The following is a 23,191-nucleotide window of genomic DNA, read 5'->3' as shown; positions in this document are numbered from 1 at the left end:
ATGAAACCGGCAAGGATACCTCAAACAGTCTCAGCGCCTGTCTCGTGGGCGCAAATGCCCTGGGGTGAATATTATCGTGAGGCCATCGATCGTCAACTGAAACCGTGGCTGGGGAAACTGTACGGTTTCCACTTGCTGAAGGTGGGTAACCTGAGCGCGGAGATCAACACCGAAGCCTGTGCCATTTCCCATCAGGTGAACATTTCTCTAGAAGGCAGCCCCATCCAAGTGAAGGCAGATCCACTGCATCTTCCGTTCGCTGAAAAGTCGGTTGACGCCTGTTTGCTCTCGCACACGCTCCCATGGTGTAGCGATCCCCACCGTTTGCTGCGTGAAGCCGACCGTGTCTTAATTGACGACGGATGGCTGATTATCAGCAGCTTTAATCCGGTGAGTCTGATGGGATTGCGCAAAATGGTGCCGGTGCTGCGTAAAGCGGCGCCGTACAACAGTCGAATGTTTACCCTAACGCGCCAGCTTGACTGGCTGTCGCTGTTGAATTTTGAAGTACTGCACCAGAGCCGATTTCAGGTGCTGCCGTGGGCGAAACAGGGCGGAGCGCTTTTAGGCACGCATCTGCCCGCATTGGGCTGCTTGCAGCTGATTATTGCGCGTAAGCGGACCTTTCCTCTTACGCTAAACCCAATGCGGCAGAATAAGGCCAAAAACCGTATTCAGCAGGCCGTTGGGGCGACGCGACAGTATCGTAAGCCGGACGCTTAAGCGTCCGGTTGGTATCCCGTATCATCCTGCGTCGGTGAATTGGCCGCCGTGCGCGCCAGTTCGTCACAGCGTTCGTTTTCCGGGTGACCTGCGTGTCCTTTTACCCATTCCCAACGGATTTCGTGTTTGCCAAGCGCCGTGTCCAGTCGCTTCCAGAGATCGACATTTTTAACCGGCTTCTTATCCGCTGTTTTCCAGCCGCGTTTTTTCCAGTTATGGATCCACTGGGTGATCCCCTGGCGAACATATTGGCTATCGGTACTTAGCACCACGGTACACGGCTCTTTGAGCGCTTCGAGCGCAACAATGGCTGCCATCATTTCCATCCGATTATTGGTGGTTAGACGATAGCCTTCGCTGAAGGTTTTTTCCCGCTGTTGATAGCGTAAAATGGCACCATAACCACCCGGACCGGGATTACCGAGGCACGAGCCATCGGTGAAAATTTCTACCTGTTTAAGCATCTCTGGTAGACTTCCTGTATCTGCAATTGAACGTAAAACGGCAAGTCTGACATAAATGACTGATATGAGCACTGCAATTACACGACAGATCGTTCTGGATACCGAAACCACCGGTATGAATCAGATCGGTGCCCACTATGAAGGCCACAAGATCATCGAGATCGGTGCCGTCGAGGTGATAAACCGTCGTTTGACCGGCAATAACTTCCATGTATATCTCAAACCTGACCGGCTGGTGGACCCAGAAGCCTTCGGCGTTCACGGTATTGCCGATGAGTTTTTGCTGGATAAGCCGACCTTTGCCGATGTGGCAGATGAGTTTATGGACTACATCCGCGGCGCGGAACTGGTCATCCATAACGCATCGTTCGATATCGGCTTTATGGACTATGAGTTTAGTAAACTCAATCGTGGAATCCCAAAAACCAATACTTTCTGTAAGGTTACTGATAGCCTGGCCTTGGCGAGGAAAATGTTTCCCGGCAAGCGCAACAGCCTTGATGCGCTATGTTCCCGATATGAAATAGACAACACCAAGCGTACGCTGCACGGCGCACTGCTCGATGCCCAGATTCTGGCTGATGTCTATTTGACGATGACCGGTGGACAAACGTCGATCAAATTCGCGATGGAAGGTGAGGGGCAACAGCAGGCGGGGAATACTGGCATTCAGCGTATTGTGAGAGCACAAAGTAAATTACGTGTGGTTTACGCCACCGATGAAGAGCTAAAACATCATGAATCGCGCCTCGACCTAGTGCTGAAAAAGGGCGGAAGCTGCCTCTGGCGAGGATAAAATGGCTATTTTTGCTGTCAAAATAAGCTTGTGGGCTATTTTTGCAGCAAACGATTCAAAAGTAGAGAAAAAGCGTTGACGGTTTTACAGGGAAACCGTAATATTCGCCTCGTTCCGAAGGGAACGTTGTGGAGCGGTAGTTCAGTCGGTTAGAATACCTGCCTGTCACGCAGGGGGTCGCGGGTTCGAGTCCCGTCCGTTCCGCCACATTCAGAAAGCCTGAATCAGAAATGATTCAGGCTTTCGTCGTTTTAGCTTTCGCTAGAAATCAGAATTTCTTCCATACACTCCATAAATACCCGCATAGCTGGGCTCACCGCTTTTCCTGAATGATGGGCGCAAAGAGCGGTTATTGTCATTGGCATTGGGCTAAACGGCAGCTCCTGCAGCTCGCCTGAAGCCAGCTCGCGTTCTACGGTAAAGCGCGGCAGAAAAGAGACGCCTAAATTCCCCGCAACGCACTGCTTAATGCTCTCAATACTCCACAGCTCAATGGTGTTCTCGAGCGTAATCGCGCGTTCGCGTAGGGTGCTTTCGAATATCTGACGGAACACACATTGTGGTTCATTGATGACGAAGCTCACCGGAATGTGCTGCTGCGGCTGCGTAAAATCGTAGCCACTAAAGTTGGGGGATGCGACCAGAACTAGCGGCTGCTCGCCAAAGTGCTGCATGGTCAGCGCACGATCGTTGCCGACGCGGTAAAAAACGCCGAGATCGACCTTATCGTCGAGTAGTGCATCGCGAATGACGTAACAGTTTAGCGATTGTAACGACAAGCGAACCTGCGGCGCGCGCTGTTTAAAATATTGCAGCACCTGCGGCATTTTATAAGCCAGCAACGTTTCACCTGTTGCTACGCGTAGCTCGCCGGTAGGGACGCTATCCTGCTGTGCGGCCTGTCGGATAGAAGACATGACATTCGTCAGCTCATAAACATAGGGCAGGATATTTTTTCCCGCCGCAGTCAGGCACATTCGACGGCCGATTTTTTCGAATAGTTGAAGCGAGAGCTCTTGTTCGAGCTGTTGAATATGGAAGGTGACGGTAGATTGCGTGCAGCACAGTTTTTGAGAAGCACGCATGAACGAACCCTCTTCCACAACGGTTTTTAGGGTAATAAAGCGACGTAAATCCATGCTTACCTCAACACATCAATATTATCGAATTCAGGGTTGGAAAATATTCATTTTTTTAAATGATTGGCATCACGTACTGTCAGGCAAAACTAAGGAGATGACAAGTGACTTCAACCCTGATTAGTGCTTTCTTTACCTATACCCTGATTACCGCAATGACCCCTGGGCCGAATAATATTTTGGCGCTGAATTCGGTCACCTCACATGGATTTCGTCGCAGTACGCGAGTGCTGGCTGGCATGGGTGTCGGATTTTTAATCATCATGCTGCTCTGCGCCGCATTGACGCTTTCGCTGGTGAATCTCAGTCCGAAGATGACTCAGTGGCTGAGCATTATTGGTGCTGCATATATTGTTTGGTTAGCTTGGCGTATCGCCATGAGCGCACCGAGTGGGGCACAGAGTTGCCATCCGCCGGTGAGTTTTTGGGCGAGCTGTGGTTTGCAGTTTGTGAATGTGAAAATTATTCTCTACGGCATTACCGCGCTGTCCACTTTTGTTCTGCCCTACACGCGGGATGTAACGTGGATCCTGGGCGTGAGCCTATTGTTGGCGTTGATCGGTATATTAGGTAATTTCTGCTGGGCGCTGGCCGGTCATGTATTTCAGCGGCTATTTCAACGCCATGGTCGTCGGTTGAACTGGGTATTGGCGGCACTGTTGCTGTACTGCGCGGTGCGGATGTTTATCTGATACAGCCCGCTGGCTAGGCCTACATTTGGGATTTTGTAGGCCTGAAAACTGGCGCCATCAACCTAAGAAAAAGGGGTCTGCATCCTGCCAAGCCGGAAATTTCTCCCGATATTCCAGCAACTGGCTCATCGACAGCTCAGCATCGATGCGCGTGGCTTGATGTGCTTCGGCTGTCGCAATAATCTCTCCCTGTGGCGAAATAATCCGGCTATCCCCACGATAATGATGACCGTTTCCGTCGGTTCCAACCCGATTGCACCCAGCAACGTAGGTTTGATTTTCAATAGCGCGAGCGGTGAGCAGCGCCTGCCAATGTAATGAACGTGGAACAGGCCAGTTGGCGACGTAAAGCGCCAAGTCATAGTCGTTCCTATTCCGTGACCACACAGGGAAGCGTAGGTCGTAGCAGACCTGTGGGAGAATGCGCCAACCTCGCCAAGTCAGCACCACCCGTTTGTCGCCTGCCAGATAATGATGATGCTCATCGGCCATGCGGAAGAGATGACGTTTATCATAGGCATGTACGCGGCCTTCTGGCTCGACGAGTAGGAAGCGGTTTACCGCCCCGCGGTCGGTTTGGAGAGCTGCGCTGCCGGCAACCAGTGCGTTAGTGCGTCGTGCTTGCTTGCGCATCCAGGCAACCACGTCTTCTTCCGCCATCGACTGACTCGCGGCTTCCATAGCGAATCCGGTGGTAAACATTTCCGGCAGGACAATCACATCGCGGCCAACAATCTCTTCCATCAGGCGATCAAAATGGCGCAGGTTAGCGGGACCGTCCATCCACGCTAGCGGCTGTTGCAAAAGGGTAATTTTCAAACCAGGCACAGTGAATCGCTCCTTATATGGCAGGGGATCAATCTAACTGTAATACCTTATCAGGAGGTTGTGGTGGCGTGGGACAGTTGGGATGAAAAAAAAGCGGAGCCATCCGGCTCCGCTTAGAGGATAACGATGGAGTAACGTTACGCGGCTTCAACCTTGCGCACGTTGTCCGGCAGCTTTACCGGCTTGGTTGCCAGTTCGTCTGGGGCAAAGTCGTCAACGTTAATGCTGCGCAGACGGCTCTCTTCCGCTTTGATAAGAATGGCGGCTTCAGCCTGATCAATCAGCCCTTTAGCCATCGCGTTATGTGCTAACTCATCAAGGCGAGTGAACGGCAGGTTTTTGCCAATCTGTTTGCAGATGCGCTGGTGGATAGGATCTGCCGCCATCACGTCAACCAGTGCTTCTTCCAACAGACCCACCGGGTTGTACTGGCTTGGCGTCAGATACTGACCACGGCCAATGCGAGAGCGCGTTGCGCTTGGGGTCTGCAGAATTTTCGCCACGGCATGATCCAGCTTATCTGACGGCGCTGAATAATGACGACCGGTTGGGAAGATAACTACACGCATAGCACCAGCAACAAAACGGTTCGGGAAGTTTTGCAGCAGATCATCAATCGCCTGTTCTGCCTGATGCAGTGCATCCTGGACGCCCCAGTGCACCAGCGGTAAATCGGCTTCGTTACGGCCTTCATCGTCATAGCGTTTCAGCACGGAAGATGCCAAGTACAGCTGACTTAACACATCACCTAGACGCGCGGAGATACGTTCACGACGCTTCAGACTGCCGCCCAATACCGCCATCGAAACATCCGACAGAAGTGCGAGGTTGGCGCTCAGACGGTTCAGGTGTTGATAGTAACGTTTAGTGGCATCACGAGTTGGCGTCGGGCTGGTTAAGCCGCGGGTAATCCCCAACCAGAAGCTGCGCACTTTGTTGCTGCCGACGTGGCCGATGTGTTTAAACAGCAGCTTATCGAAAGCATTCACATCCTTATTCTGTGCAGCCGCCATCTCTTCCAGCACGTACGGATGGCAACGGATAGCGCCTTGGCCGAAGATCATCATGCTGCGGGTAAGAATGTTCGCGCCCTCAACGGTGATGGCGATTGGCGCCCCCTGATAAGCACGCGCCAGGAAGTTACCTTCACCGAGCATAATGCCTTTCCCGCCGGCAATATCCATGGCATCAACGATGGACTGCTGGCCACGGTGAGTACAGTGGTACTTAACGATTGCAGACAGCACGGCAGGTTTTTCACCCAGCATAATGCCGTAGGTAATCAGCGTTGCCGCTGCATCCATCACATAGGCGTTACCGGCAATACGTGCCAGTGGCTCTTCAATGCCTTCCATCTTACCGATAGACACTTTGAATTGACGACGAATGTGCGCGTAGGCACCGGTTGCCAGCGCCACAGATTTCACGCCGCCGGTTGAGTTTGAAGGCAGGGTAATGCCGCGGCCAACTGACAGACATTCAACCAGCATACGCCATCCCTGACCGGCCATTTTTGGTCCGCCAATGATGAAATCAATCGGTACGAAAATATCCTGACCACGGGTTGGCCCGTTTTGGAACGGAACGTTCAGCGGGAAGTGACGACGGCCAATTTCTACGCCCGGAGTTTGGGTTGGGATCAGCGCACAGGTGATCCCCAACTCTTCATCGCCGCCCAGCAGTTTATCCGGGTCGGACAGTTTAAAGGCCAAGCCCAGCACGGTAGCGATAGGGGCGAGGGTAATGTAACGTTTGTTCCAGGTCAGGCGCATACCCAGAACCTGCTCGCCCTGCCATTCACCCATGCATACTACGCCGGTATCCGGGATTGCGCCGGCATCAGAACCTGCTTCTGGGCTGGTCAACGCGAAGCATGGAATTTCCTGGCCACGTGCCAAACGCGGCAGATAATGATTTTTTTGTTCTTCAGTGCCGTAGTGCTGCAGTAACTCGCCCGGGCCTAAAGAGTTCGGTACGCCGACGGTAATCGCCAGAATGCCGGAAACGCCGGAGAGTTTTTGCAGTACGCGAGCTTGCGCATAAGCGGAGAATTCCAAGCCGCCGTATTCTTTCTTAATGATCATCGCGAAGAAGCGGTGTTCTTTCAGATATGCCCACAGCTCCGGCGGCAGATCGGCCATTTCGTGGGTAATCGCAAAGTCATTTGCCATACGGCACGCTTCTTCTACCGGGCCATCAATGAATGCCTGCTCTTCTGCGGTCAGTTGAGGACGCGGGTAGTTGTGCAGCTTTTTCCAGTCCGGGTTGCCGCGGAACAGATCGCCTTCCCACCAAGTCGTACCAGCATCAATCGCTTCCTTTTCAGTACGTGACATCGGTGGCATCACTTTACTGAACATGCGGAACACCGGTGCGGAGATCAACGCCTTACGCATCGGGGTGAAGTTAAACGGCACCAGAATGATAGCCAGCGGCACCAACAGCCACAAATTCCACAGGCCGGCTGCGCCAAGCGCCGCAGTCCACGCCAGCAAAATCAAGCTACTAAGCGTTAAATTGACACGGTGATAGAAAAGTACACCGAGCAAAGCAATGGTTAATACAACACTCAAAATCATCATAGAGAAATGCCCCTGTCTTGTAGGAGGTCTGACCACTTGTGATGATATGGTTGTAGTTGATGTGATTTTAATTAGCAATGTGTTTACAAAATAATTACAACCTAGCTCACATTGCTGCTGCATTTTAGCGCACCAAAAATCCAAACATCCGGTGAATAGAACGGCGCTCGCTTCTCTGCGCTAACGCTATCCGTTACACTAGCGATGACAATTTTATTAATGCTGAAGGATTATCCTCATGTACCAGGATCTTATTCGTAACGAACTGAATGAAGCGGCCGATACGTTGGCAAACTTCCTGAAAGACGAAGCCAATATCCACGCCATTCAGCGCGCAGCAGTCCTGCTGGCGGACAGCTTTAAAGCGGGCGGTAAAGTGCTCTCTTGCGGTAATGGCGGCTCACATTGTGACGCTATGCATTTCGCAGAAGAGCTGACTGGCCGCTATCGTGAAAACCGTCCGGGCTACCCGGCGATTGCGATTTCCGACGTCAGCCATCTCTCCTGCGTCAGTAATGATTTCGGTTATGAATATGTTTTCTCTCGCTATGTTGAATCTGTAGGTCGTGCCGGCGACGTTCTGCTGGGTATCTCGACTTCAGGCAACTCCGCAAACGTCATCAAAGCGATTGAAGCTGCACGTGCGCAGGGAATGAAAGTGATTACGCTGACCGGTAAAGACGGCGGCAAAATGGCGGGTTCTGCGGATATTGAAATTCGTGTGCCACATTTTGGCTATGCCGACCGCGTGCAAGAGATCCATATTAAGGTTATCCATATCCTGATCATGCTGATTGAAAAAGAGATGGTTAAGGCTTAACGCTTAAGTATTACGGGGCTTCGGCCCCGATTGCTGTGGGGGTGTGATATGTGCGAATTGCTCGGGATGAGCGCCAATGTGCCAACCGATATCTGCTTTAGTTTTACCGGGCTGGTTCAGCGCGGTGGAGGCACCGGGCCGCATAAAGACGGCTGGGGAATTACCTTCTATGAAGGTAAAGGTTGTCGCACGTTTAAAGATCCACAGCCCAGCTATCAATCACCCATTGCTAAACTGGTGCAGGACTACCCGATAAAATCCTGCTCTGTTGTCGCTCATATCCGCCAGGCCAATCGCGGCATGGTAGCGCTGGAAAATACCCATCCGTTTACCCGCGAACTGTGGGGACGCAACTGGACCTATGCGCATAACGGGCAGCTCACAGGCTATAAATCCCTAGAGACGGGGCAGTTTCGTCCGGTCGGTGAAACGGACAGCGAAAAAGCCTTCTGCTGGTTGCTGCACAAGTTGACGCAGCGCTACCCGCGCACGCCGAGTAATATGCAGTCGGTATTTAAATATATAGCTTCGCTAGCAGGTGAACTGCGTGACAAAGGCGTATTCAATATGCTGCTGTCGGACGGTCGCTATGTGATGGCGTTCTGTTCCACCAATCTCTATTGGATCACCCGTCGCGCACCGTTTGGTGTGGCAACGCTTCTGGATCAGGACGTGGAAATCGACTTTCAGAAGGAAACGACCGCCAACGATGTGGTCACGGTCATCGCGACCCAACCGCTGACGGGGAATGAAACCTGGCACAAGATCATGCCAGGCGAATGGCGTTTATTTTGTCTCGGTGAGCGTATAGTTTGAAGCCAATTGAGGCTGAACGACTTCGTGGCTAAGCGGCTTGCTCACGACATAGCGACCGTCAACAACCGATACCATCGGGGGTCTTTGGGTCTGCTGGAAGTAGTCGTAGCCTGGCTTTAACTGCTGCCAGAAATCATTGTAGTAAGAGTATTTATGACGCTTCATGTTGGCATCTGTCATGCGGAACGGATAGATGCTGACCTGAACACCAGACTGCCCAAAGACCAGTGCGGCGGTGACAAACTGGAAAATCTCGTCAATGCCGGAGTCGGTCATGGCATAACAGCCAACCGATACACAGGCACCGTGAATCATCAGATATTTCCCTTCATAGCCATGAGCGCGATCGTAAGCATTCGGGAAACCGATATTAATCGCTTTATAGAAGCGGCTATCCGGTTTTAGCTGGCTGCGCTGTACCGAGTAAAATCCTTCTGGACTTTTGAAATCGCCCTGACGCTGTTTTGGACCGAGTCCACCGGAGTAGTTGCAGATTTTATAGCTATCAAGGAGCTGGTAGGTTTCACCCATTTTGACAAAGAGATCGAGCGTACGCTCTTCTTTGAAAATCTGGATATAAACCGGGGAGCCCATCATTTGCTGCTTATATTCTTTGCTGACGGGCGTCGTCGGACTATTGCTGCTCATTAACCCAGCAAATGAAACGCACGGCACCAAAAGCATCGCAATAAATAATGCGATTTTGCGCATACTACATGTTCCTTGATAAAAAATAACAACACGCCAGAAGAGGCCATAAGAGAGAAAAAGCAGATAAATCTGTTTTTTGTGCGCTCACCTTAGCACCACCGCATTTTTTCGCAAGAGGGGCGGTTGGCGTTTACAATTTCCTCTTGCATTCCCACGATAACCCGGTGCGTTGTGCTGCGGAGGCGCTCATCAGCTCTCGTAGTAAACAGTGTAGGATAAGCTAATGATTCACTGAATAACTTTGCCTGATTCAGTCGATCTTTGCGCATTAGCTCGCAATTTCGCGGGCCGAAAAACGGAACTGCTGCATCGGAGAAGGAGAAAATGGTAAACTTTCGTAACGTCATCATTCGGCCAGAAATGGCTTTGCGGATGATTAACCGAGTAATTCTCAAAACAGTGTAAGAAAGGATGCAACATTCTCTCGTTTTACCCAATCATGGATTGTCATTGGGTTTCCGGTTTCACTCCTTTCTTTTGTCTCGTTAACCAAAACGCTGGCCTCAACGCTATGTTGTCGTCGTCGTTAACGGATACCTGCAAACAGTATGATTAAAATAACGAAAGGCCTTGATCTGCCAATTGCTGGTCAACCCGATCAGCAGCGTGTTGATGATATCGTCGTCACGCGCGTCGCGGTCAAAGGCGAAGAATATGTCGGGCTGCGTCCTTCTATGGCGGTAAAAGAAGGCGACCGTGTCCTTAAAGGACAGCTGCTTTTTGAAGATAAAAAAATTCCTGGCGTGCGTTTTACCTCTCCCGCCTGCGGCACCATCAGTGCCATAAATCGCGGCGAACGTCGGGTTTTACAATCGGTGGTGATTGACGTCGACGGTGATGAATCCGTGGCATTTGCACGCTTTGCCGCCGATGACCTGCCGGCGTTGCCGCGTGATACGGTGGCTTCACAGCTGATTGAATCGGGCCTGTGGACGGCAATGCGTACGCGCCCTTTCAGCAAAACCCCAACACCGGGCACCGAGCCTGCGGCGATTTTCGTCACCGCAATGGATACCAATCCGCTGGCCGCCGATCCGCAGCCGATTATTCTGGCCCAACGCGAAGCCTTTAACGCCGGTTTAACCGTTCTAACGCGTCTTACCGATGGCAAAGTCCACGTCTGCCAAGACAGCGGCGGCAAGCTGGGAGGGCACCCGCAGGGGCAGGTGGCCTTTAATCAGTTTACTGGCCCGCATCCGGCGGGACTCGTCGGTACGCATATTCACTTCCTAGAGCCGGTCAGCCTGAATAAACAGGTCTGGCATCTCAACTATCAGGATGTCATCGCTATCGGCAAATTGTTCCTTGAGGGCATTTTGGCAACCGATCGAGTGATCGCGTTAGGCGGCCCGCAGGTAAAACATCCTCGGTTGCTTCGGGCCTGCCTTGGCACGGATCTCAACGCACTGCTGGTGGACGAACTGCACGAAGGAGAAAATCGAGTGATCTCCGGCTCCGTGCTGAACGGCGCTCAGGCCACCGGGCCACATGCTTTCTTGGGCCGCTTCCACCTGCAGGTTAGCGTGCTCAAAGAAGGCCGCGAAAAAGAGCTGCTCGGTTGGGTTGCTCCGGGCCGGGACAAGTTCTCCGTGACGCGGACGACGCTGGGCCATTTCCTGAAGAACAAGCTCTTCAACTTCTCCACGGACACCAACGGTGGCGAGCGCTCCATGGTGCCAATTGGCAGTTACGAACGCGTGATGCCGCTGGATATCCTGCCGACCATGCTGCTACGCGATTTGCTGGCGGGTGATACGGACAGCTCTCAAGCGCTAGGTTGCCTAGAGTTGGACGAAGAAGATTTGGCGCTATGTACCTATGTCTGTCCAGGAAAATACGAATACGGACCGGTGTTACGCCGCGTATTAACGCAAATTGAGCAGGAAGGCTAAGTGATGGGCTTAAAACAGCTACTGGAAAAAGTTGAGCCGCACTTCACGCAGGGCGGCAAACTGGAAAAATATTACCCACTGTTTGAGGCGACGGCGACGTTGCTTTACACGCCGGGAAACGTCACGAAGGGCGCTTCGCACGTCCGTGATGCCATCGATCTCAAACGCATGATGATCCTTGTCTGGTTCGCTGTCTTCCCTGCGATGTTCTGGGGAATGTACAACGTCGGGCTGCAAACCATCCCCGCGCTACACAAACTGTACGGCGCGGAACAGCTCCAGCAGGTTATTGCCGACAATTGGCACTATAGCGTAGCGCAGGCGCTGGGCGTCAGTTTTGCACCGGACGCCGGATGGTTAAGCATGATGCTGCTGGGCGCAGTGTTCTTCGTGCCTATTTACGCCACGGTATTTTTGGTTGGTGGCTTCTGGGAAGTCCTGTTTTCCATTGTTCGCAAGCATGAGATCAACGAAGGCTTCTTTGTTACCTCAATCCTGTTTGCGCTAATTGTGCCACCCACCATGCCGTTATGGCAGGCGGCGCTGGGCATCTCCTTCGGCGTGGTTATCGCCAAAGAGATCTTCGGTGGCACCGGGCGTAACTTCTTAAACCCGGCATTAGCAGGGCGCGCGTTCCTGTTCTTTGCTTACCCGGCGCAAATCTCCGGTGACCTAGTATGGACGGCCGCCGACGGCTTCTCCGGCGCAACCCCGCTCTCCCAATGGGCGAGCCGCGGCGGTGAGTCACTGGTCAACGTGGTTACCGGTCAGCCGGTGAGCTGGATGGATGCCTTTATCGGCAATATTCCCGGCTCCATAGGGGAAGTCTCTACTCTGATGATCTTGCTGGGTGGCGCGCTGATTATCTTCGGCCGTGTTGCTTCCTGGCGCATTGTGGCCGGGGTGATGCTCGGCATGATGGCCTGTGCAACCCTCTTTAACCTGATTGGCTCCGACACCAACCCGCTGTTCGCCATGCCGTGGTATTGGCATCTGGTGTTGGGTGGTTTTGCCTTCGGCATGATGTTTATGGCGACCGATCCGGTTTCCGCCTCGTTTACCGATAAAGGGAAGTGGTGCTACGGCGCGTTAATCGGCGTGATGTGCGTGCTGATTCGCGTGGTAAACCCGGCCTATCCAGAAGGGATGATGCTGGCGATTCTGTTCGCCAACCTCTTTGCACCACTGTTCGATTACCTGGTGGTACAGGCCAATATTAAGCGGAGGAAGTCGCGTGGCTGAGAAAAAAAGTAACGATAGCATCGGCAAAACGCTGCTGGTGGTGCTGGTGCTTTGCCTAGTTTGCTCTATCGTCGTCGCAGGCTCTGCCGTTGGGTTAAAACCGCGCCAGCAGGAACAGCGCGCGCTGGATAAACAGCGCAACATCCTGGCCGTTTCCGGGCTGATGCAGGACAACATGTCGGCGGATGCCGTCGCCGAAGTCTACGCGGCTCGCGTCACTCCGCGACTGCTGGATCTTAAAAGCGGCATGATGCTAGACAGCGATCCTGCGAAGTTTAATCAGGGCCTAGCGCTGAAAGATCCGCAGCAGAGCGTGGCGCTTGAAGCCAATCAGGACCCGGCTGGCATCAAACGTCGTAGCAACGTGGTGGAGATCTACCTGATTAAAAACGAGCAGCAGAAATTACAGGAAATCGTCCTGCCGGTGTACGGCAACGGCCTATGGTCGATGATGTATGCATTTGTGGCGCTGGATATTGATGGGCGCACAATTAAAGGCATTACCTACTATGACCAAGGGGAAACCCCGGGGCTGGGCGGCGAAATTGAAAACCCGAACTGGCGAGCGCAGTTTGTCGGCAAACGCGTGCTGGATGACGACGGTAAACCGGCGCTGAGAGTGATGAAAGGCGCTGCGCCGCAGGGTGATCTCTATGCGGTAGACGGGCTGTCCGGCGCCACGCTGACCTCAAACGGCGTGCAGCATAGTTTTGAGTTCTGGATGGGCGAGATGGGCTTTGGCCCGTTCCTGAAACAGGTACGTGAAGGAGGGCTGAATCATGGCTGAGCAAGGCGACATGAAAGAGATGAAGCGCGTGCTGGTCGGCCCGCTAATTGCCAACAACCCGATTGCTTTACAGGTACTCGGCGTTTGTTCGGCGCTGGCGGTAACCACCAAGCTTGAAACGGCCTTCGTGATGACCATTGCGGTGACTCTGGTAACCGCGTTCTCCAGCATGTTTATCTCGATGATTCGTCATCACATCCCGAACAGCGTGCGCATTATCGTGCAGATGGCGATTATCGCCTCGCTGGTTATCGTGGTCGATCAGCTGTTGCGCGCGTTTGCCTATGAAACGTCCAAGCAGCTGTCGGTGTTCGTTGGGCTAATCATCACCAACTGCATCGTAATGGGACGTGCAGAAGCCTACGCCATGAAATCCCCGCCGCTGGCGAGCTTTATGGACGGCATCGGTAACGGCTTGGGCTACGGTGCAATCCTGTTGATCGTCGGCTTCCTGCGTGAACTTATCGGCAGCGGTAAACTATTTGGCATCACGGTGCTGGAAACCATCAAGAACGGCGGCTGGTATCAGCCCAACGGTCTGTTCCTGCTCGCGCCAAGCGCATTTTTCATTATCGGTTTGCTGATCTGGGCGCTACGTAGCTGGAAGCCGGAACAGCAGGAAAAGGAGTAACCGATTATGGCTCATTACATTAGCCTGTTTGTCCGCGCGGTGTTTGTTGAAAACATGGCGCTGGCGTTCTTCTTGGGGATGTGTACCTTCCTCGCGGTATCGAAGAAAGTCTCTACCGCTTTTGGCCTTGGCGTGGCGGTAACCGTGGTGCTCGGCCTAGCCGTGCCGATTAACAATCTGGTCTATAACCTAGTGCTGCGTGATGGCGCGTTGGCTGAAGGGGTTGACCTCAGCTTCCTCAACTTCATCACCTTTATTGGGGTGATTGCGGCGCTGGTGCAAATCCTTGAGATGATCCTCGATAAGTACTTCCCGTCGCTATATACCGCGCTGGGAATTTTCCTGCCGTTGATTGCCGTGAACTGCGCTATTTTCGGTGGCGTCTCGTTTATGGTGCAACGTGACTACAACTTCAGTGAATCTATTGTTTATGGTTTTGGCTCTGGCATCGGTTGGATGCTGGCGATCGTCGCCATGGCGGGGATCCGCGAAAAGATGAAGTACTCAAACGTGCCCGTGGGATTACGTGGCTTAGGGATCACCTTTATCACCACCGGACTGATGGCATTAGGTTTTATGTCGTTCTCCGGTGTGCAGCTATAAGGGCCGTTAATGATGGAAATTATACTGGGCGTGGTCATGTTTACGCTGATCGTACTGGTGCTGTCGCTGCTGATTTTATTTGCGAAATCAAAACTGGTGAATTCCGGTGATGTGGTTATTGAAATCAATAATGAAGCGGATAAGCAGATTAAAACCCCCGCGGGGGATAAGCTGCTCAATACGCTGTCCAGCAACGGCATCTTTATCTCGTCCGCCTGTGGCGGCGGTGGCTCCTGCGGTCAGTGCCGGGTTACGGTAAAAGAGGGCGGTGGCGATATTTTACCTACCGAGCTTTCGCATATCACCAAGCGTGAAGCAAAAGAGGGTTGCCGCCTAGCCTGTCAGGTTGCCGTGCGACAGGATATGAAAATCGAGCTGCCGGACGAAGTGTTTGGCGTGAAAAAGTGGGAATGCGAAGTTATCTCCAACGATAACAAAGCTACGTTCATAAAAGAGCTGAAGCTTGCGATCCCTGAGGGCGAAAATGTGCCATTCCGCGCGGGTGGCTATATTCAGATTGAATGCCCGCCGCATAAAGTGGCCTATGCAGACTTCGATGTGCCGGACGAGTATCGCGGTGATTGGGATAAGTTTAATCTCTTCCGCTATGTCTCCGACGTCAAAGAGCCGACGCTGCGCGCCTACTCGATGGCGAACTACCCGGAAGAGAAGGGCATCATCATGCTCAACGTGCGCATCGCGACGCCACCGCCTTCAGCACCGGATGCTCCTCCAGGGATCATGTCTTCTTATATTTGGTCGTTGAAGGCTGGCGATAAGGTGACGATCTCTGGGCCATTTGGCGAATTCTTTGCTAAAGACACCGAGGCCGAAATGGTATTCATCGGTGGTGGGGCAGGGATGGCGCCGATGCGCTCGCATATCTTTGACCAGCTTAAGCGTTTGCACAGCAACCGTAAAATCAGCTTCTGGTACGGCGCGCGTTCGCTGCGTGAAATGTTCTACGCCGAAGAGTTTGAACAGCTGGCGCGGGAAAACCCGAACTTTACCTTCCATATTGCGCTCTCCGATGCGCTGCCGGAAGATAACTGGACGGGCTACACCGGCTTCATCCATAACGTTCTGTACGAACACTATCTGCGAGATCACGAGGCGCCGGAAGACTGCGAGTTTTACATGTGCGGTCCGCCAATGATGAACGCCGCGGTAATTAAAATGCTCAAAGATCTGGGCGTTGAGGATGAGAACATCATGCTCGACGATTTTGGAGGCTGATGATGTTAACGGTATTTCTGGCGACGTTCGCTATTTTCATTCTCGTGGTTTTCGGGATGTCGCTGGGCTACTTGGTGAAGCGTAAAACCCTGCAGGGCAGCTGCGGGGGGATCTCTTCGCTGGGGCTGGAAAAAGTGTGTGACTGTCCAGAACCGTGCGATGCGCGTAAAAAACGTATGGCCCGGGAAGCACAGCGCCAGCAAAACCGCATCCTGTAGTTTCAACCTTCGCCCGGCTTTGCCGGGCGATCCTCCGCACTTCTCAATGCTTATAGTTATGCTGTATACTTATCCAGTGGTAAGTGAGGGCTAACAATGCGCAAAATAATTCATATCGATATGGACTGCTTTTTCGCGGCGGTCGAAATGCGCGATAACCCAGCGCTGCGCGATATTCCGATCGCGATCGGCGGCAGTCGGGTACAGCGCGGCGTAATCAGCACGGCGAACTATCCTGCCCGTAAATTTGGCGTGCGCAGCGCTATGCCTACCGGTATGGCATTAAAACTGTGCCCACATCTCACGTTATTACCAGGGCGTTTTGAAGCTTATCGCGAAGCCTCCAACCATATTCGTGAAATATTTTCCCGCTACACCTCGCTAATTGAACCGCTGTCGCTGGACGAAGCCTATCTTGATGTAAGCGACAGCATGCACTGCCACGGCTCTGCCACGCTTATGGCACAAGAGATCCGCCAGACCATCTTTAACGAGCTGGCACTTACCGCCTCGGCGGGAGTTGCGCCGGTGAAGTTCCTTGCAAAAATAGCTTCCGATCTCAATAAACCGGATGGTCAGTTTGTCCTGACGCCAGCTGAAGTCCCGGCGTTTATTAAAACTCTGCCGCTTGGCAAAATTCCCGGCGTGGGGAAAGTGTCGGCAGCAAAGCTTGAAAACATGGGGCTACGCACCTGTGAAGATGTACAGAAAAGCGATCTGGCCATGTTATTAAAACGCTTTGGCAAGTTTGGACGGATCCTCTGGGAGCGCAGTCATGGGATCGATGAGCGTGAGATCCATAACGACAGGCAGCGTAAGTCGATAGGCGTTGAGCGGACGCTGGAAGAAGACATTCACGAGTGGGCCGATTGCGAGGCCATAATTGAACGGATTTACCCTGAACTAGAACGCCGATTAGCGAAGGTCAAACCGGATCTGCTCATTGCCCGTCAGGGTGTGAAGCTAAAATTTCACGACTTCCAGCAGACAACTCAGGAACATGTCTGGCCGAAGCTTAATAAAGACGATCTCATCGCCACTGCGCAAAAATCTTGGTATGAACGGCGAGCAGGTCGCGGCGTGCGGCTGGTCGGCCTGCATGTCACGCTTCTTGATCCTCAGTTGGAACGGCAGCTTCTTTTAGGAATTTAAACATGCTTATTCGTCCTTACCGTGAAAGCGATTTCTCTACGCTGTGCCAGATTTTCCAGCGAGCGGTGCGCGAAACCGCCAGCCAGCACTATTCACCGGCGCAGATCAACGCTTGGGCGCAGGTTGATGAAGCTCGTTGGCAGCAAAAAATGGCAGACTCTCTGGTGCTGGTGGCAACGGTAGATGGCACGCCGGTGGGGTTTGTGACCGCCGTTGAGTACTATATCGATCTGCTGTTTGTTGACCCCGCGTATTCAGGACAAGGCGTAGCCAGCGCGTTATTAAAATCTTTGTTTGCCGAGGTACCAACGGGCACACTCACGGTAGAAGCGAGCATCACGGCAAAAAGGTGTTTTGAACGATTAGGGTTTGTGGTGCTAGCGGAGCAAGAGGTTGAAGCTCGCGGGGAGCGCTTTGTGAATTATCGAATGGAAAAGGTCAGGTAGGGCAAGGATATTCCCGGCTTTGGTCCACTTGACTGGGCTACGTCGAATGTAGCCCAGTCAAGCAAAGTGCCGCCGGGAACGGCTCGTAACTTACTTCGCCGGAATCGCTTTCAGCAGTTCCGTCAGCAGTTGCCAGTACTGGCCAACGCTTTCGATATGAACCTGCTCATCCGGTGAGTGTGGCCCGGTAATTGTTGGCCCAATAGAAACCATATCCATATTCGGATACGGTTTTTTGAACAGACCACATTCCAGACCGGCGTGGATAATCTGAATGTTCGGCACCTTGTTGAACAGGCGCTGATAGGTTTCACGCACCAGTTGCATCACTGGAGAGCTTGCGTCCGGCTGCCAGCCTGGGTAGCCGCCTTTAGGCTGGGTTTTTGCCCCGGCCAGTGCGCCCAGAGATTCCAGCATGCTGACCACGTAATCTTTGCCGCTGTCGAGCAGAGAACGAATCAGGCAGTGAATGGTGGCGGTATCTTCAGTAAAGGAAACCACGCCCACGTTCAGGGAAGTTTCAACCACGCCTTTAGCAACATCTGAATTGCGGATAACGCCATTTGGAGTTGCATTCAACAGCTGAATAAATGCATCACGTGAAGCGGTATTCAACGCTTTACCTTCAACGGCAGTCTCTTCCAGCACCAGGTTCAGGTTTTTCTCTTTCGCAGAAAGCTCGTTTTGCAGAATATGCAGGTAAGTTTCTACCAGGTCTTTCAGCGCGCTAACTTTATCTGCTGGAATGGCGAGAGTGGCAAAGGCTTCACGTGGGATTGCGTTACGCAGGGTACCGCCGGTGAAGTCAACCAGACGCAGATCCAGTTCAGCGGCGTGAGCCACCAAGAAACGGGCCAGCAGCTTGTTGGCATTGCCCAGACCGAGGTGAATATCACCACCGGAGTGACCGCCTTTCAGCCCTTTCAGCGTTAGCTTGAAGGTCTGGAAACCCGCCGGAATTGCTTCGCGGGTCAGCGGCAGGTTGCTGGTAAAGTCGATACCACCCGCGCAGCCCATGTAGATCTCACCCTCTTCTTCAGAGTCGGTGTTGATCAGAATTTCGCCCTGCAGCCAGTTAGGCTGAAGACCAAATGCGCCGTCCATACCGGTTTCTTCAGTCATAGTCAGCAGCACTTCCAGCGGGCCGTGTTCAACGGCGTCGTCGGACAGGACCGCCAGCGCGGAGGCCATGCCAATACCGTTATCAGCGCCCAGAGTCGTACCGCGTGCTTTCACCCATTCGCCATCGATGTATGGCTGAATTGGGTCTTTGGCAAAGTCGTGCACGGTATCATTGTTTTTCTGCGGCACCATATCGAGGTGAGCCTGCAGCACAACCGCTTTACGGTTTTCCATGCCCGGCGTGGCAGCTTTACGAATCAGAATGTTGCCAACCTGATCGCGTTCTGCGTGCAGACCTTTTTCTTTCGCCCAGCCCACAATATGGGCAGCGAGCTGCTCTTCATGATGAGAAGGGTGTGGAATGGAACAGATTTTGGCAAAAATATCCCACAGCGGCTGCGGGGATAATTGAGACAGTTCAGACACAATGAGTCTCCTTACGGCGTTCTGCAAAAGTCGCTTGCAGGTAAAGGGTTAGCACATACATATACCACAAGACTGGCTTGCGCGATGCGGTTGAGAATACCACTTTCTCTTGCTCCCGGTAGAATAAACCACGTAAAAAGAGGCGGGGATTCCGCTTAACACTGGTTTTTAGTGCGTCAGATCTCTATAATCTCGCGCAACCCATTTCCCCCTTGAACACTTTTTAAGCCGTATAACACAGGCTGGGACACTTCACATGAGCGAAAAATACGTCGTCACCTGGGACATGTTGCAGATTCACGCGCGCAAGCTGGCTGCACGCCTGATGCCTTCAGAACAATGGAAAGGCATTATTGCCGTTAGCCGTGGTGGTTTAGTACCTGCCGCACTGCTGGCTCGTGAACTGGGCATTCGTCATGTCGACACCGTATGCATTTCCAGCTATGACCACGACAACCAGCGTGAACTGAAAGTTCTCAAACGCGCTGAAGGCGATGGCGAAGGCTTTATCGTTATTGACGATTTGGTCGATACCGGCGGCACTGCGGTTGCCATTCGTGAAATGTACCCAAAAGCGCATTTCGTCACCATCTTCGCTAAACCAGCAGGTCGTCCGCTGGTTAACGATTATGTTGTTGATATTCCTCAGGATACATGGATTGAGCAGCCATGGGACATGGGCGTGGTATTCGTACCGCCTATCTCTGGCCGTTAATTCAGTCAATAAATGCGCTTCCAACGCCCGGTTATGCCGGGCGTTGTTTTTTTTAACGTCCCGCGCGTTACAATAGGCCTAAGATCGTATCCATGGAGGTTTTGTGATGCCAGAAGCCAATCTCAGCGAAACGCTATTCAAACCGCGCTTTAAACACCCTGAAACATCAACGCTGGTGCGCCGTTTCAGCAACGGTAAGACCGACAGCATGCAGTCGGCGCTGAGCGGAAGTAACATCCCGCACTGGTACCGCATGATTAACCGTCTGATGTGGATTTGGCGGGGGGTTACGCCGCAGGAAATTCTCGACGTTCAGTCGCGTATCGTCATGAGTAAAGCCGAGCGCACGGACGATGAGCTGTTTGACACCGTTGTGGGCTACCGCGGCGGAAACTGGATTTATGAATGGTCATCTCAGGCCATGCTTTGGCAGCAGAAAGCTAATCAAGAACCCGATGAAACGCTCAGTGGCCGCCACTGGCTGCACGCATCTAACCTTTACAGTATCGCCGCTTACCCGCATCTGAAAGGGGATGACCTCGCTGAACAGGCACAGGCGCTGGCTAACCGCGCCTATGAAGAGGCGGCGAAGCGATTGCCGGGAGAGATGCGCGAGCTGGAGTTCGCCATTCCGGGCGGTTCATCGATTACCGGCTTCCTGCATATGCCCAAAGGCGACGGTCCGTTCCCGACGGTGCTGATGTGCGGCGGGCTTGATGGCTTGCAGACTGACTACTACAGCCTGTATGAGCACTATTTTGCGCCTCTCGGTATTGCGATGCTGACGGTCGATATGCCTTCTATCGGCTTCTCCTCAAAATGGAAGCTGACGCAGGACTCCAGCATGCTGCACCAGCACGTTATCCGCGCGTTGCCGACCATTCCTTGGGTGGACCATACCCGCGTAGCGGCCTTTGGCTTCCGCTTTGGTGCCAACATTGCAGTTCGTTTGGCCTACCTAGAAGCGCAAAATTTGAAAGCCGTCGCCTGTTTGGGGCCGGTAGTGCATTGCCTACTGAATGACCCGCTGCAACAAGGACGCGTGCCGGAGATGTATCTCGACGTGCTGGCTTCGCGGCTGGGGATGCACGACGCTTCCGACGAAGCACTGCGCGTTGAACTTAACCGTTACTCCTTGAAAACGCAGGGGCTACTGGGACGTCGCTGCCCAACGCCAATGCTTTCGGGATTCTGGGCGAACGATCCGTTCAGCCCGGAAGAAGAGTCTCGTTTAATCGTCTCGTCATCTGCGAAGGGGAAACTGATGCCGATCCCGTTTAACCCGGTGTATCGCAACTTTGACAAGGCGCTGAAAGAAATTGCCGGGTGGATCAATAATAGATTTTGTTAATATATTGATAAATTCTATTGATTTGGTAAAACAGTTGCATCACTAAAGGAGATCGCAATGACGTTACCGAGTGGACATCCGAGAAGCAGGTTAATCAAGAAATTCGCGGCGCTAGGCCCCTATATTCGTGAAGAACAGTGTGAAGACAACCGATTTTTTTTCGACTGTCTGGCCGTTTGCGTTAACGTAAAACCTGCGCCTGAAAAGCGTGAGTTCTGGGGCTGGTGGATGGAAATGGAGGCAGAAGCCAAGCGTTTCACTTACCGCTATCAGTTCGGCCTGTTTGATAAAGACGGGGTTTGGCAGGCAGTGGCTATCAAGGATCCTGAGGTTATGGAGCGTCTCGAACTCACGGTGAAAGGTTTTCACGACCGGGCGAAAGAGTTGCTTAAGTCACTGGAGTTAGGGTTGGAGCCGGCGAAAGGTTTTACCAACGAAGCGGTGAAACGTTCTGCATAAATAATCGCGACAAAAAGGCCAGCAAATATGCTGGCCTTTTTTATGTCTTTTTACATCATCTAGGCCTATCCGCCATCAGGCAAAAATGCCGGGCGGCGGATAGGCCTTACCCGGCATACTGTTAACGACGCAATAATATTAGAACTGGTAGGTCATACCGACCGCGACAACGTCATCAGTCATAATAGCCAGACGTTTGGTCACCGCGTCTTCATCAATCAGGTTGATTTTATAATCAACAAATGCGGACATATTTTTGTTGAAATAGTAGGTCGCGCCGACATCAACATATTTCATCAGATCCTGGTCACCAATTCCGTTGTCCAGATCTTTGCCTTTCATCTGTACATAACCCAGGGAAGGACGCAGACCGAAGTCGAATTGATATTGCGCAACGGCTTCGAAGTTCTGCGCTTTATTGGCGAAACCTTGATCCGCGGAAACCAAACCTTTTACCGGCGTCATATTGCGCGTTTCGGTATAAATCATCGCCAGGTAAATATTGTTGGCGTCATATTTTACGCCCGTACCCCAAGACTCAGCATTTTTCCCGCCCTGAGCCAGAGATTTAGCCTGCTGAACGTTGGTACGGTCAGAGTTGGTGTATGCCGCGCTAATCGCGAAATCGCTGCCGCCGAAATCATAAGACAGTGCAGAGCCGAAACCGTCGCCGTTAGCGGTAGCGTAGGTGCTACGGTCATTTTTACCCTGATATTGCAGAGTTAAATCCAAGCCGTCGATAACACCGAAGAAGTCGGTGTTGCGGTAGGTTGCCAGACCGCTTGAACGCTTGGTCATGAAGTTATCGGTCTTACCGGTGGAGTCGCCGCCGAATTCTGGGAACATATCGGTCCAAGCTTCAACATCGTACAGTGCACCGAGGTTACGACCGTAATCAAAAGAACCGAACTGTTTTACTTTCAGACCGGCAAAGGCCAGACGTGTTTTTTGCGTTGAGGTGCTTTCATCGTTATTACCGGAGAATTCAGATTCCCAGCGACCATAACCCGTCAATTGGTCGTTAATTTGTGTTTCGCCTTTGAAACCAAAACGAACGTATGTTTTATCGCCATCAGAGCTGGAATCATCGCTCATGTAATGCATAGCTTTGACTTTGCCGTAAACGTCCAGTTTATTACCGTCTTTGTTATAAACTTCAGCAGCCATTGCTGAAGAGGACGCAATAATACCCATCATCGTTAATGCCAGCGTTGTTTTTTGCATTTCTCGTTCCCGGTTTTTTATGTTTTAAAATTGCTGTGAAAGACCACTGTGAAAAAACAGGAACGTTTTTATCCCCCCCGTGTTAAAAATTTATGACAATGTTCGATTAAATATAA

Annotated in this window: 24 protein-coding genes and 1 tRNA gene; 18 read left to right on the top strand and 7 right to left on the bottom strand. The window is 52.3% G+C overall.

Translation table 11 applies throughout. The features are described 5' to 3' along the window. On the top strand, positions 1–723 hold the full coding sequence (locus tag AB4K05_RS23950; RefSeq protein WP_368482179.1) for a class I SAM-dependent methyltransferase: 723 nt from the start codon (positions 1–3) through the stop codon (positions 721–723). Here the strand turns inward: AB4K05_RS23950 and rnhA are convergent. Further along, positions 720–1,298 carry a ribonuclease HI gene (gene rnhA, locus AB4K05_RS23945; RefSeq protein ID WP_368482178.1) on the bottom strand — a complete coding sequence of 193 codons (579 nt, stop codon included), beginning with the start codon at positions 1,296–1,298 and terminating at the stop codon, positions 720–722. The two genes, AB4K05_RS23950 and rnhA, sit on opposite strands and share 4 nt — an antisense overlap. Here rnhA and dnaQ point away from each other — a divergent pair. Both dnaQ and AB4K05_RS23935 read left to right on the top strand, forming a co-directional pair. Then, positions 1,252–1,983, top strand: a complete 732-nt coding sequence (dnaQ, locus tag AB4K05_RS23940; RefSeq protein WP_368482177.1) for a DNA polymerase III subunit epsilon — start codon at positions 1,252–1,254, stop codon at positions 1,981–1,983. The genes rnhA and dnaQ overlap by 47 nt on opposite strands. A 130-nt stretch (positions 1,984–2,113) precedes the next feature. Next, positions 2,114–2,190 (top strand) — tRNA-Asp (locus AB4K05_RS23935). A 44-nt stretch (positions 2,191–2,234) separates the two neighbouring features. On the opposite strand, the gene AB4K05_RS23930 is transcribed toward AB4K05_RS23935, so the two are convergent. Next, on the bottom strand, positions 2,235–3,122 hold the full coding sequence (locus AB4K05_RS23930; RefSeq protein WP_368482176.1) for a LysR family transcriptional regulator: 888 nt from the start codon (positions 3,120–3,122) through the stop codon (positions 2,235–2,237). A 104-nt stretch (positions 3,123–3,226) separates the two neighbouring features. Between AB4K05_RS23930 and eamB the strand changes: the two genes are divergently transcribed. Then, positions 3,227–3,814: a cysteine/O-acetylserine transporter gene (gene eamB / locus AB4K05_RS23925; RefSeq protein WP_368482175.1), complete on the top strand. Its 588-nt coding sequence runs from the start codon at positions 3,227–3,229 to the stop codon at positions 3,812–3,814. 57 nt (positions 3,815–3,871) lie between these two features. Here eamB and AB4K05_RS23920 read toward each other — a convergent pair whose 3' ends face one another. Further along, complete coding sequence (locus AB4K05_RS23920) at positions 3,872–4,642, bottom strand: amidohydrolase (protein WP_368482174.1); 771 nt, start codon at positions 4,640–4,642, stop codon at positions 3,872–3,874. A 137-nt stretch (positions 4,643–4,779) separates the two neighbouring features. After that, positions 4,780–7,224: an acyl-CoA dehydrogenase FadE gene (fadE, locus tag AB4K05_RS23915; RefSeq protein WP_368482173.1), complete on the bottom strand. Its 2,445-nt coding sequence runs from the start codon at positions 7,222–7,224 to the stop codon at positions 4,780–4,782. Positions 7,225–7,462: 238 nt separating this feature from the next. Here fadE and lpcA point away from each other — a divergent pair, with 238 nt between their 5' ends. Together lpcA and AB4K05_RS23905 are read left to right on the top strand one after the other, a co-directional pair. Next, entirely contained in the window at positions 7,463–8,044 is a 582-nt protein-coding gene (lpcA, locus tag AB4K05_RS23910; RefSeq protein ID WP_035894459.1) for a D-sedoheptulose 7-phosphate isomerase, read from the top strand. 48 nt (positions 8,045–8,092) lie between these two features. After that, positions 8,093–8,860, top strand: a complete 768-nt coding sequence (locus tag AB4K05_RS23905; RefSeq protein WP_368482172.1) for a class II glutamine amidotransferase — start codon at positions 8,093–8,095, stop codon at positions 8,858–8,860. Here the strand turns inward: AB4K05_RS23905 and dpaA are convergent. Next, complete coding sequence (gene dpaA / locus AB4K05_RS23900; RefSeq protein WP_368482171.1) at positions 8,831–9,571, bottom strand: peptidoglycan meso-diaminopimelic acid protein amidase; 741 nt, start codon at positions 9,569–9,571, stop codon at positions 8,831–8,833. The two genes, AB4K05_RS23905 and dpaA, sit on opposite strands and share 30 nt — an antisense overlap. A gap of 548 nt (positions 9,572–10,119) precedes the next feature. On the opposite strand from dpaA, the gene AB4K05_RS23895 reads away from it, so the two are divergent. The 9 genes from AB4K05_RS23895 to AB4K05_RS23855 all read left to right on the top strand — a co-directional run bounded on the left by AB4K05_RS23895 (position 10,120) and on the right by AB4K05_RS23855 (position 17,778). Continuing rightward, positions 10,120–11,463, top strand: coding sequence for a Na(+)-translocating NADH-quinone reductase subunit A (locus AB4K05_RS23895; RefSeq protein ID WP_368482170.1), 1,344 nt, complete (start codon positions 10,120–10,122; stop codon positions 11,461–11,463). Positions 11,464–11,466: 3 nt separating this feature from the next. Continuing rightward, positions 11,467–12,705 (top strand): NADH:ubiquinone reductase (Na(+)-transporting) subunit B, encoded by a 1,239-nt coding sequence (locus AB4K05_RS23890; RefSeq protein WP_368482187.1) that lies wholly within the window; start codon positions 11,467–11,469, stop codon positions 12,703–12,705. Continuing rightward, positions 12,698–13,492 carry a Na(+)-translocating NADH-quinone reductase subunit C gene (locus AB4K05_RS23885; RefSeq protein ID WP_368482169.1) on the top strand — a complete coding sequence of 265 codons (795 nt, stop codon included), beginning with the start codon at positions 12,698–12,700 and terminating at the stop codon, positions 13,490–13,492. Before AB4K05_RS23890 ends, AB4K05_RS23885 begins: the two co-directional genes overlap by 8 nt. Further along, positions 13,485–14,123: an NADH:ubiquinone reductase (Na(+)-transporting) subunit D gene (locus AB4K05_RS23880; protein ID WP_368482168.1), complete on the top strand. Its 639-nt coding sequence runs from the start codon at positions 13,485–13,487 to the stop codon at positions 14,121–14,123. Before AB4K05_RS23885 ends, AB4K05_RS23880 begins: the two co-directional genes overlap by 8 nt. A gap of 6 nt (positions 14,124–14,129) precedes the next feature. Continuing rightward, positions 14,130–14,726, top strand: coding sequence for an NADH:ubiquinone reductase (Na(+)-transporting) subunit E (gene nqrE, locus AB4K05_RS23875; RefSeq protein ID WP_234504531.1), 597 nt, complete (start codon positions 14,130–14,132; stop codon positions 14,724–14,726). Positions 14,727–14,738: 12 nt separating this feature from the next. After that, the gene (nqrF, locus tag AB4K05_RS23870; protein WP_368482186.1) at positions 14,739–15,962 is read left to right on the top strand and encodes an NADH:ubiquinone reductase (Na(+)-transporting) subunit F; all 1,224 of its coding nucleotides are present in this window, start codon (positions 14,739–14,741) and stop codon (positions 15,960–15,962) included. Between the two features lie 2 nt (positions 15,963–15,964). Continuing rightward, the gene (gene nqrM / locus AB4K05_RS23865) at positions 15,965–16,180 is read left to right on the top strand and encodes a (Na+)-NQR maturation NqrM (RefSeq protein ID WP_349601664.1); all 216 of its coding nucleotides are present in this window, start codon (positions 15,965–15,967) and stop codon (positions 16,178–16,180) included. A 96-nt stretch (positions 16,181–16,276) separates the two neighbouring features. Further along, complete coding sequence (gene dinB, locus AB4K05_RS23860; RefSeq protein ID WP_368482167.1) at positions 16,277–17,332, top strand: DNA polymerase IV; 1,056 nt, start codon at positions 16,277–16,279, stop codon at positions 17,330–17,332. Positions 17,333–17,334: 2 nt separating this feature from the next. Further along, positions 17,335–17,778, top strand: coding sequence for a GNAT family N-acetyltransferase (locus AB4K05_RS23855; RefSeq protein WP_368482166.1), 444 nt, complete (start codon positions 17,335–17,337; stop codon positions 17,776–17,778). Positions 17,779–17,868: 90 nt separating this feature from the next. Here AB4K05_RS23855 and pepD read toward each other — a convergent pair whose 3' ends face one another. Then, entirely contained in the window at positions 17,869–19,326 is a 1,458-nt protein-coding gene (gene pepD / locus AB4K05_RS23850; RefSeq protein ID WP_368482165.1) for a cytosol nonspecific dipeptidase, read from the bottom strand. Positions 19,327–19,582: 256 nt separating this feature from the next. On the opposite strand from pepD, the gene gpt reads away from it, so the two are divergent. The 3 genes from gpt (at position 19,583) to crl (ending at position 21,851) form a co-directional block, all read left to right on the top strand. After that, entirely contained in the window at positions 19,583–20,041 is a 459-nt protein-coding gene (gene gpt, locus AB4K05_RS23845) for a xanthine phosphoribosyltransferase (protein WP_062777267.1), read from the top strand. Positions 20,042–20,147: 106 nt separating this feature from the next. After that, entirely contained in the window at positions 20,148–21,392 is a 1,245-nt protein-coding gene (gene frsA, locus AB4K05_RS23840) for an esterase FrsA (protein WP_368482164.1), read from the top strand. 57 nt (positions 21,393–21,449) lie between these two features. Continuing rightward, entirely contained in the window at positions 21,450–21,851 is a 402-nt protein-coding gene (gene crl, locus AB4K05_RS23835; protein ID WP_368482163.1) for a sigma factor-binding protein Crl, read from the top strand. A gap of 138 nt (positions 21,852–21,989) precedes the next feature. On the opposite strand, the gene phoE is transcribed toward crl, so the two are convergent. Continuing rightward, on the bottom strand, positions 21,990–23,075 hold the full coding sequence (gene phoE, locus AB4K05_RS23830) for a phosphoporin PhoE (RefSeq protein ID WP_368482162.1): 1,086 nt from the start codon (positions 23,073–23,075) through the stop codon (positions 21,990–21,992). Between the last annotated feature and the right edge of the window lie 116 nt (positions 23,076–23,191).

It is taken from the genome of Kluyvera sp. STS39-E, from assembly GCF_040932435.1.
Classification (GTDB): Bacteria; Pseudomonadota; Gammaproteobacteria; order Enterobacterales; family Enterobacteriaceae; genus Kluyvera.
This window is presented reverse-complemented; position numbering and strand designations above follow the sequence as displayed.

What these genes read in the sequence shown, in the direction of transcription:
- AB4K05_RS23950 (WP_368482179.1), top strand. Translation starts at nt 1, where the DNA reads ATGAAACCGGCAAGGATACCTCAAACAGTCTCAGCGCCTGTCTCGTGG.
- dnaQ (WP_368482177.1), top strand. Translation starts at nt 1,252, where the DNA reads ATGAGCACTGCAATTACACGACAGATCGTTCTGGATACCGAAACCACC.
- AB4K05_RS23930 (WP_368482176.1), bottom strand. Translation starts at nt 3,122, where the DNA reads ATGGATTTACGTCGCTTTATTACCCTAAAAACCGTTGTGGAAGAGGGT.
- fadE (WP_368482173.1), bottom strand. Translation starts at nt 7,224, where the DNA reads ATGATGATTTTGAGTGTTGTATTAACCATTGCTTTGCTCGGTGTACTT.
- lpcA (WP_035894459.1), top strand. Translation starts at nt 7,463, where the DNA reads ATGTACCAGGATCTTATTCGTAACGAACTGAATGAAGCGGCCGATACG.
- AB4K05_RS23905 (WP_368482172.1), top strand. Translation starts at nt 8,093, where the DNA reads ATGTGCGAATTGCTCGGGATGAGCGCCAATGTGCCAACCGATATCTGC.
- dpaA (WP_368482171.1), bottom strand. Translation starts at nt 9,571, where the DNA reads ATGCGCAAAATCGCATTATTTATTGCGATGCTTTTGGTGCCGTGCGTT.
- AB4K05_RS23895 (WP_368482170.1), top strand. Translation starts at nt 10,120, where the DNA reads ATGATTAAAATAACGAAAGGCCTTGATCTGCCAATTGCTGGTCAACCC.
- AB4K05_RS23890 (WP_368482187.1), top strand. Translation starts at nt 11,467, where the DNA reads ATGGGCTTAAAACAGCTACTGGAAAAAGTTGAGCCGCACTTCACGCAG.
- AB4K05_RS23880 (WP_368482168.1), top strand. Translation starts at nt 13,485, where the DNA reads ATGGCTGAGCAAGGCGACATGAAAGAGATGAAGCGCGTGCTGGTCGGC.
- nqrE (WP_234504531.1), top strand. Translation starts at nt 14,130, where the DNA reads ATGGCTCATTACATTAGCCTGTTTGTCCGCGCGGTGTTTGTTGAAAAC.
- nqrF (WP_368482186.1), top strand. Translation starts at nt 14,739, where the DNA reads ATGGAAATTATACTGGGCGTGGTCATGTTTACGCTGATCGTACTGGTG.
- nqrM (WP_349601664.1), top strand. Translation starts at nt 15,965, where the DNA reads ATGTTAACGGTATTTCTGGCGACGTTCGCTATTTTCATTCTCGTGGTT.
- dinB (WP_368482167.1), top strand. Translation starts at nt 16,277, where the DNA reads ATGCGCAAAATAATTCATATCGATATGGACTGCTTTTTCGCGGCGGTC.
- AB4K05_RS23855 (WP_368482166.1), top strand. Translation starts at nt 17,335, where the DNA reads ATGCTTATTCGTCCTTACCGTGAAAGCGATTTCTCTACGCTGTGCCAG.
- gpt (WP_062777267.1), top strand. Translation starts at nt 19,583, where the DNA reads ATGAGCGAAAAATACGTCGTCACCTGGGACATGTTGCAGATTCACGCG.
- frsA (WP_368482164.1), top strand. Translation starts at nt 20,148, where the DNA reads ATGCCAGAAGCCAATCTCAGCGAAACGCTATTCAAACCGCGCTTTAAA.
- crl (WP_368482163.1), top strand. Translation starts at nt 21,450, where the DNA reads ATGACGTTACCGAGTGGACATCCGAGAAGCAGGTTAATCAAGAAATTC.
- phoE (WP_368482162.1), bottom strand. Translation starts at nt 23,075, where the DNA reads ATGCAAAAAACAACGCTGGCATTAACGATGATGGGTATTATTGCGTCC.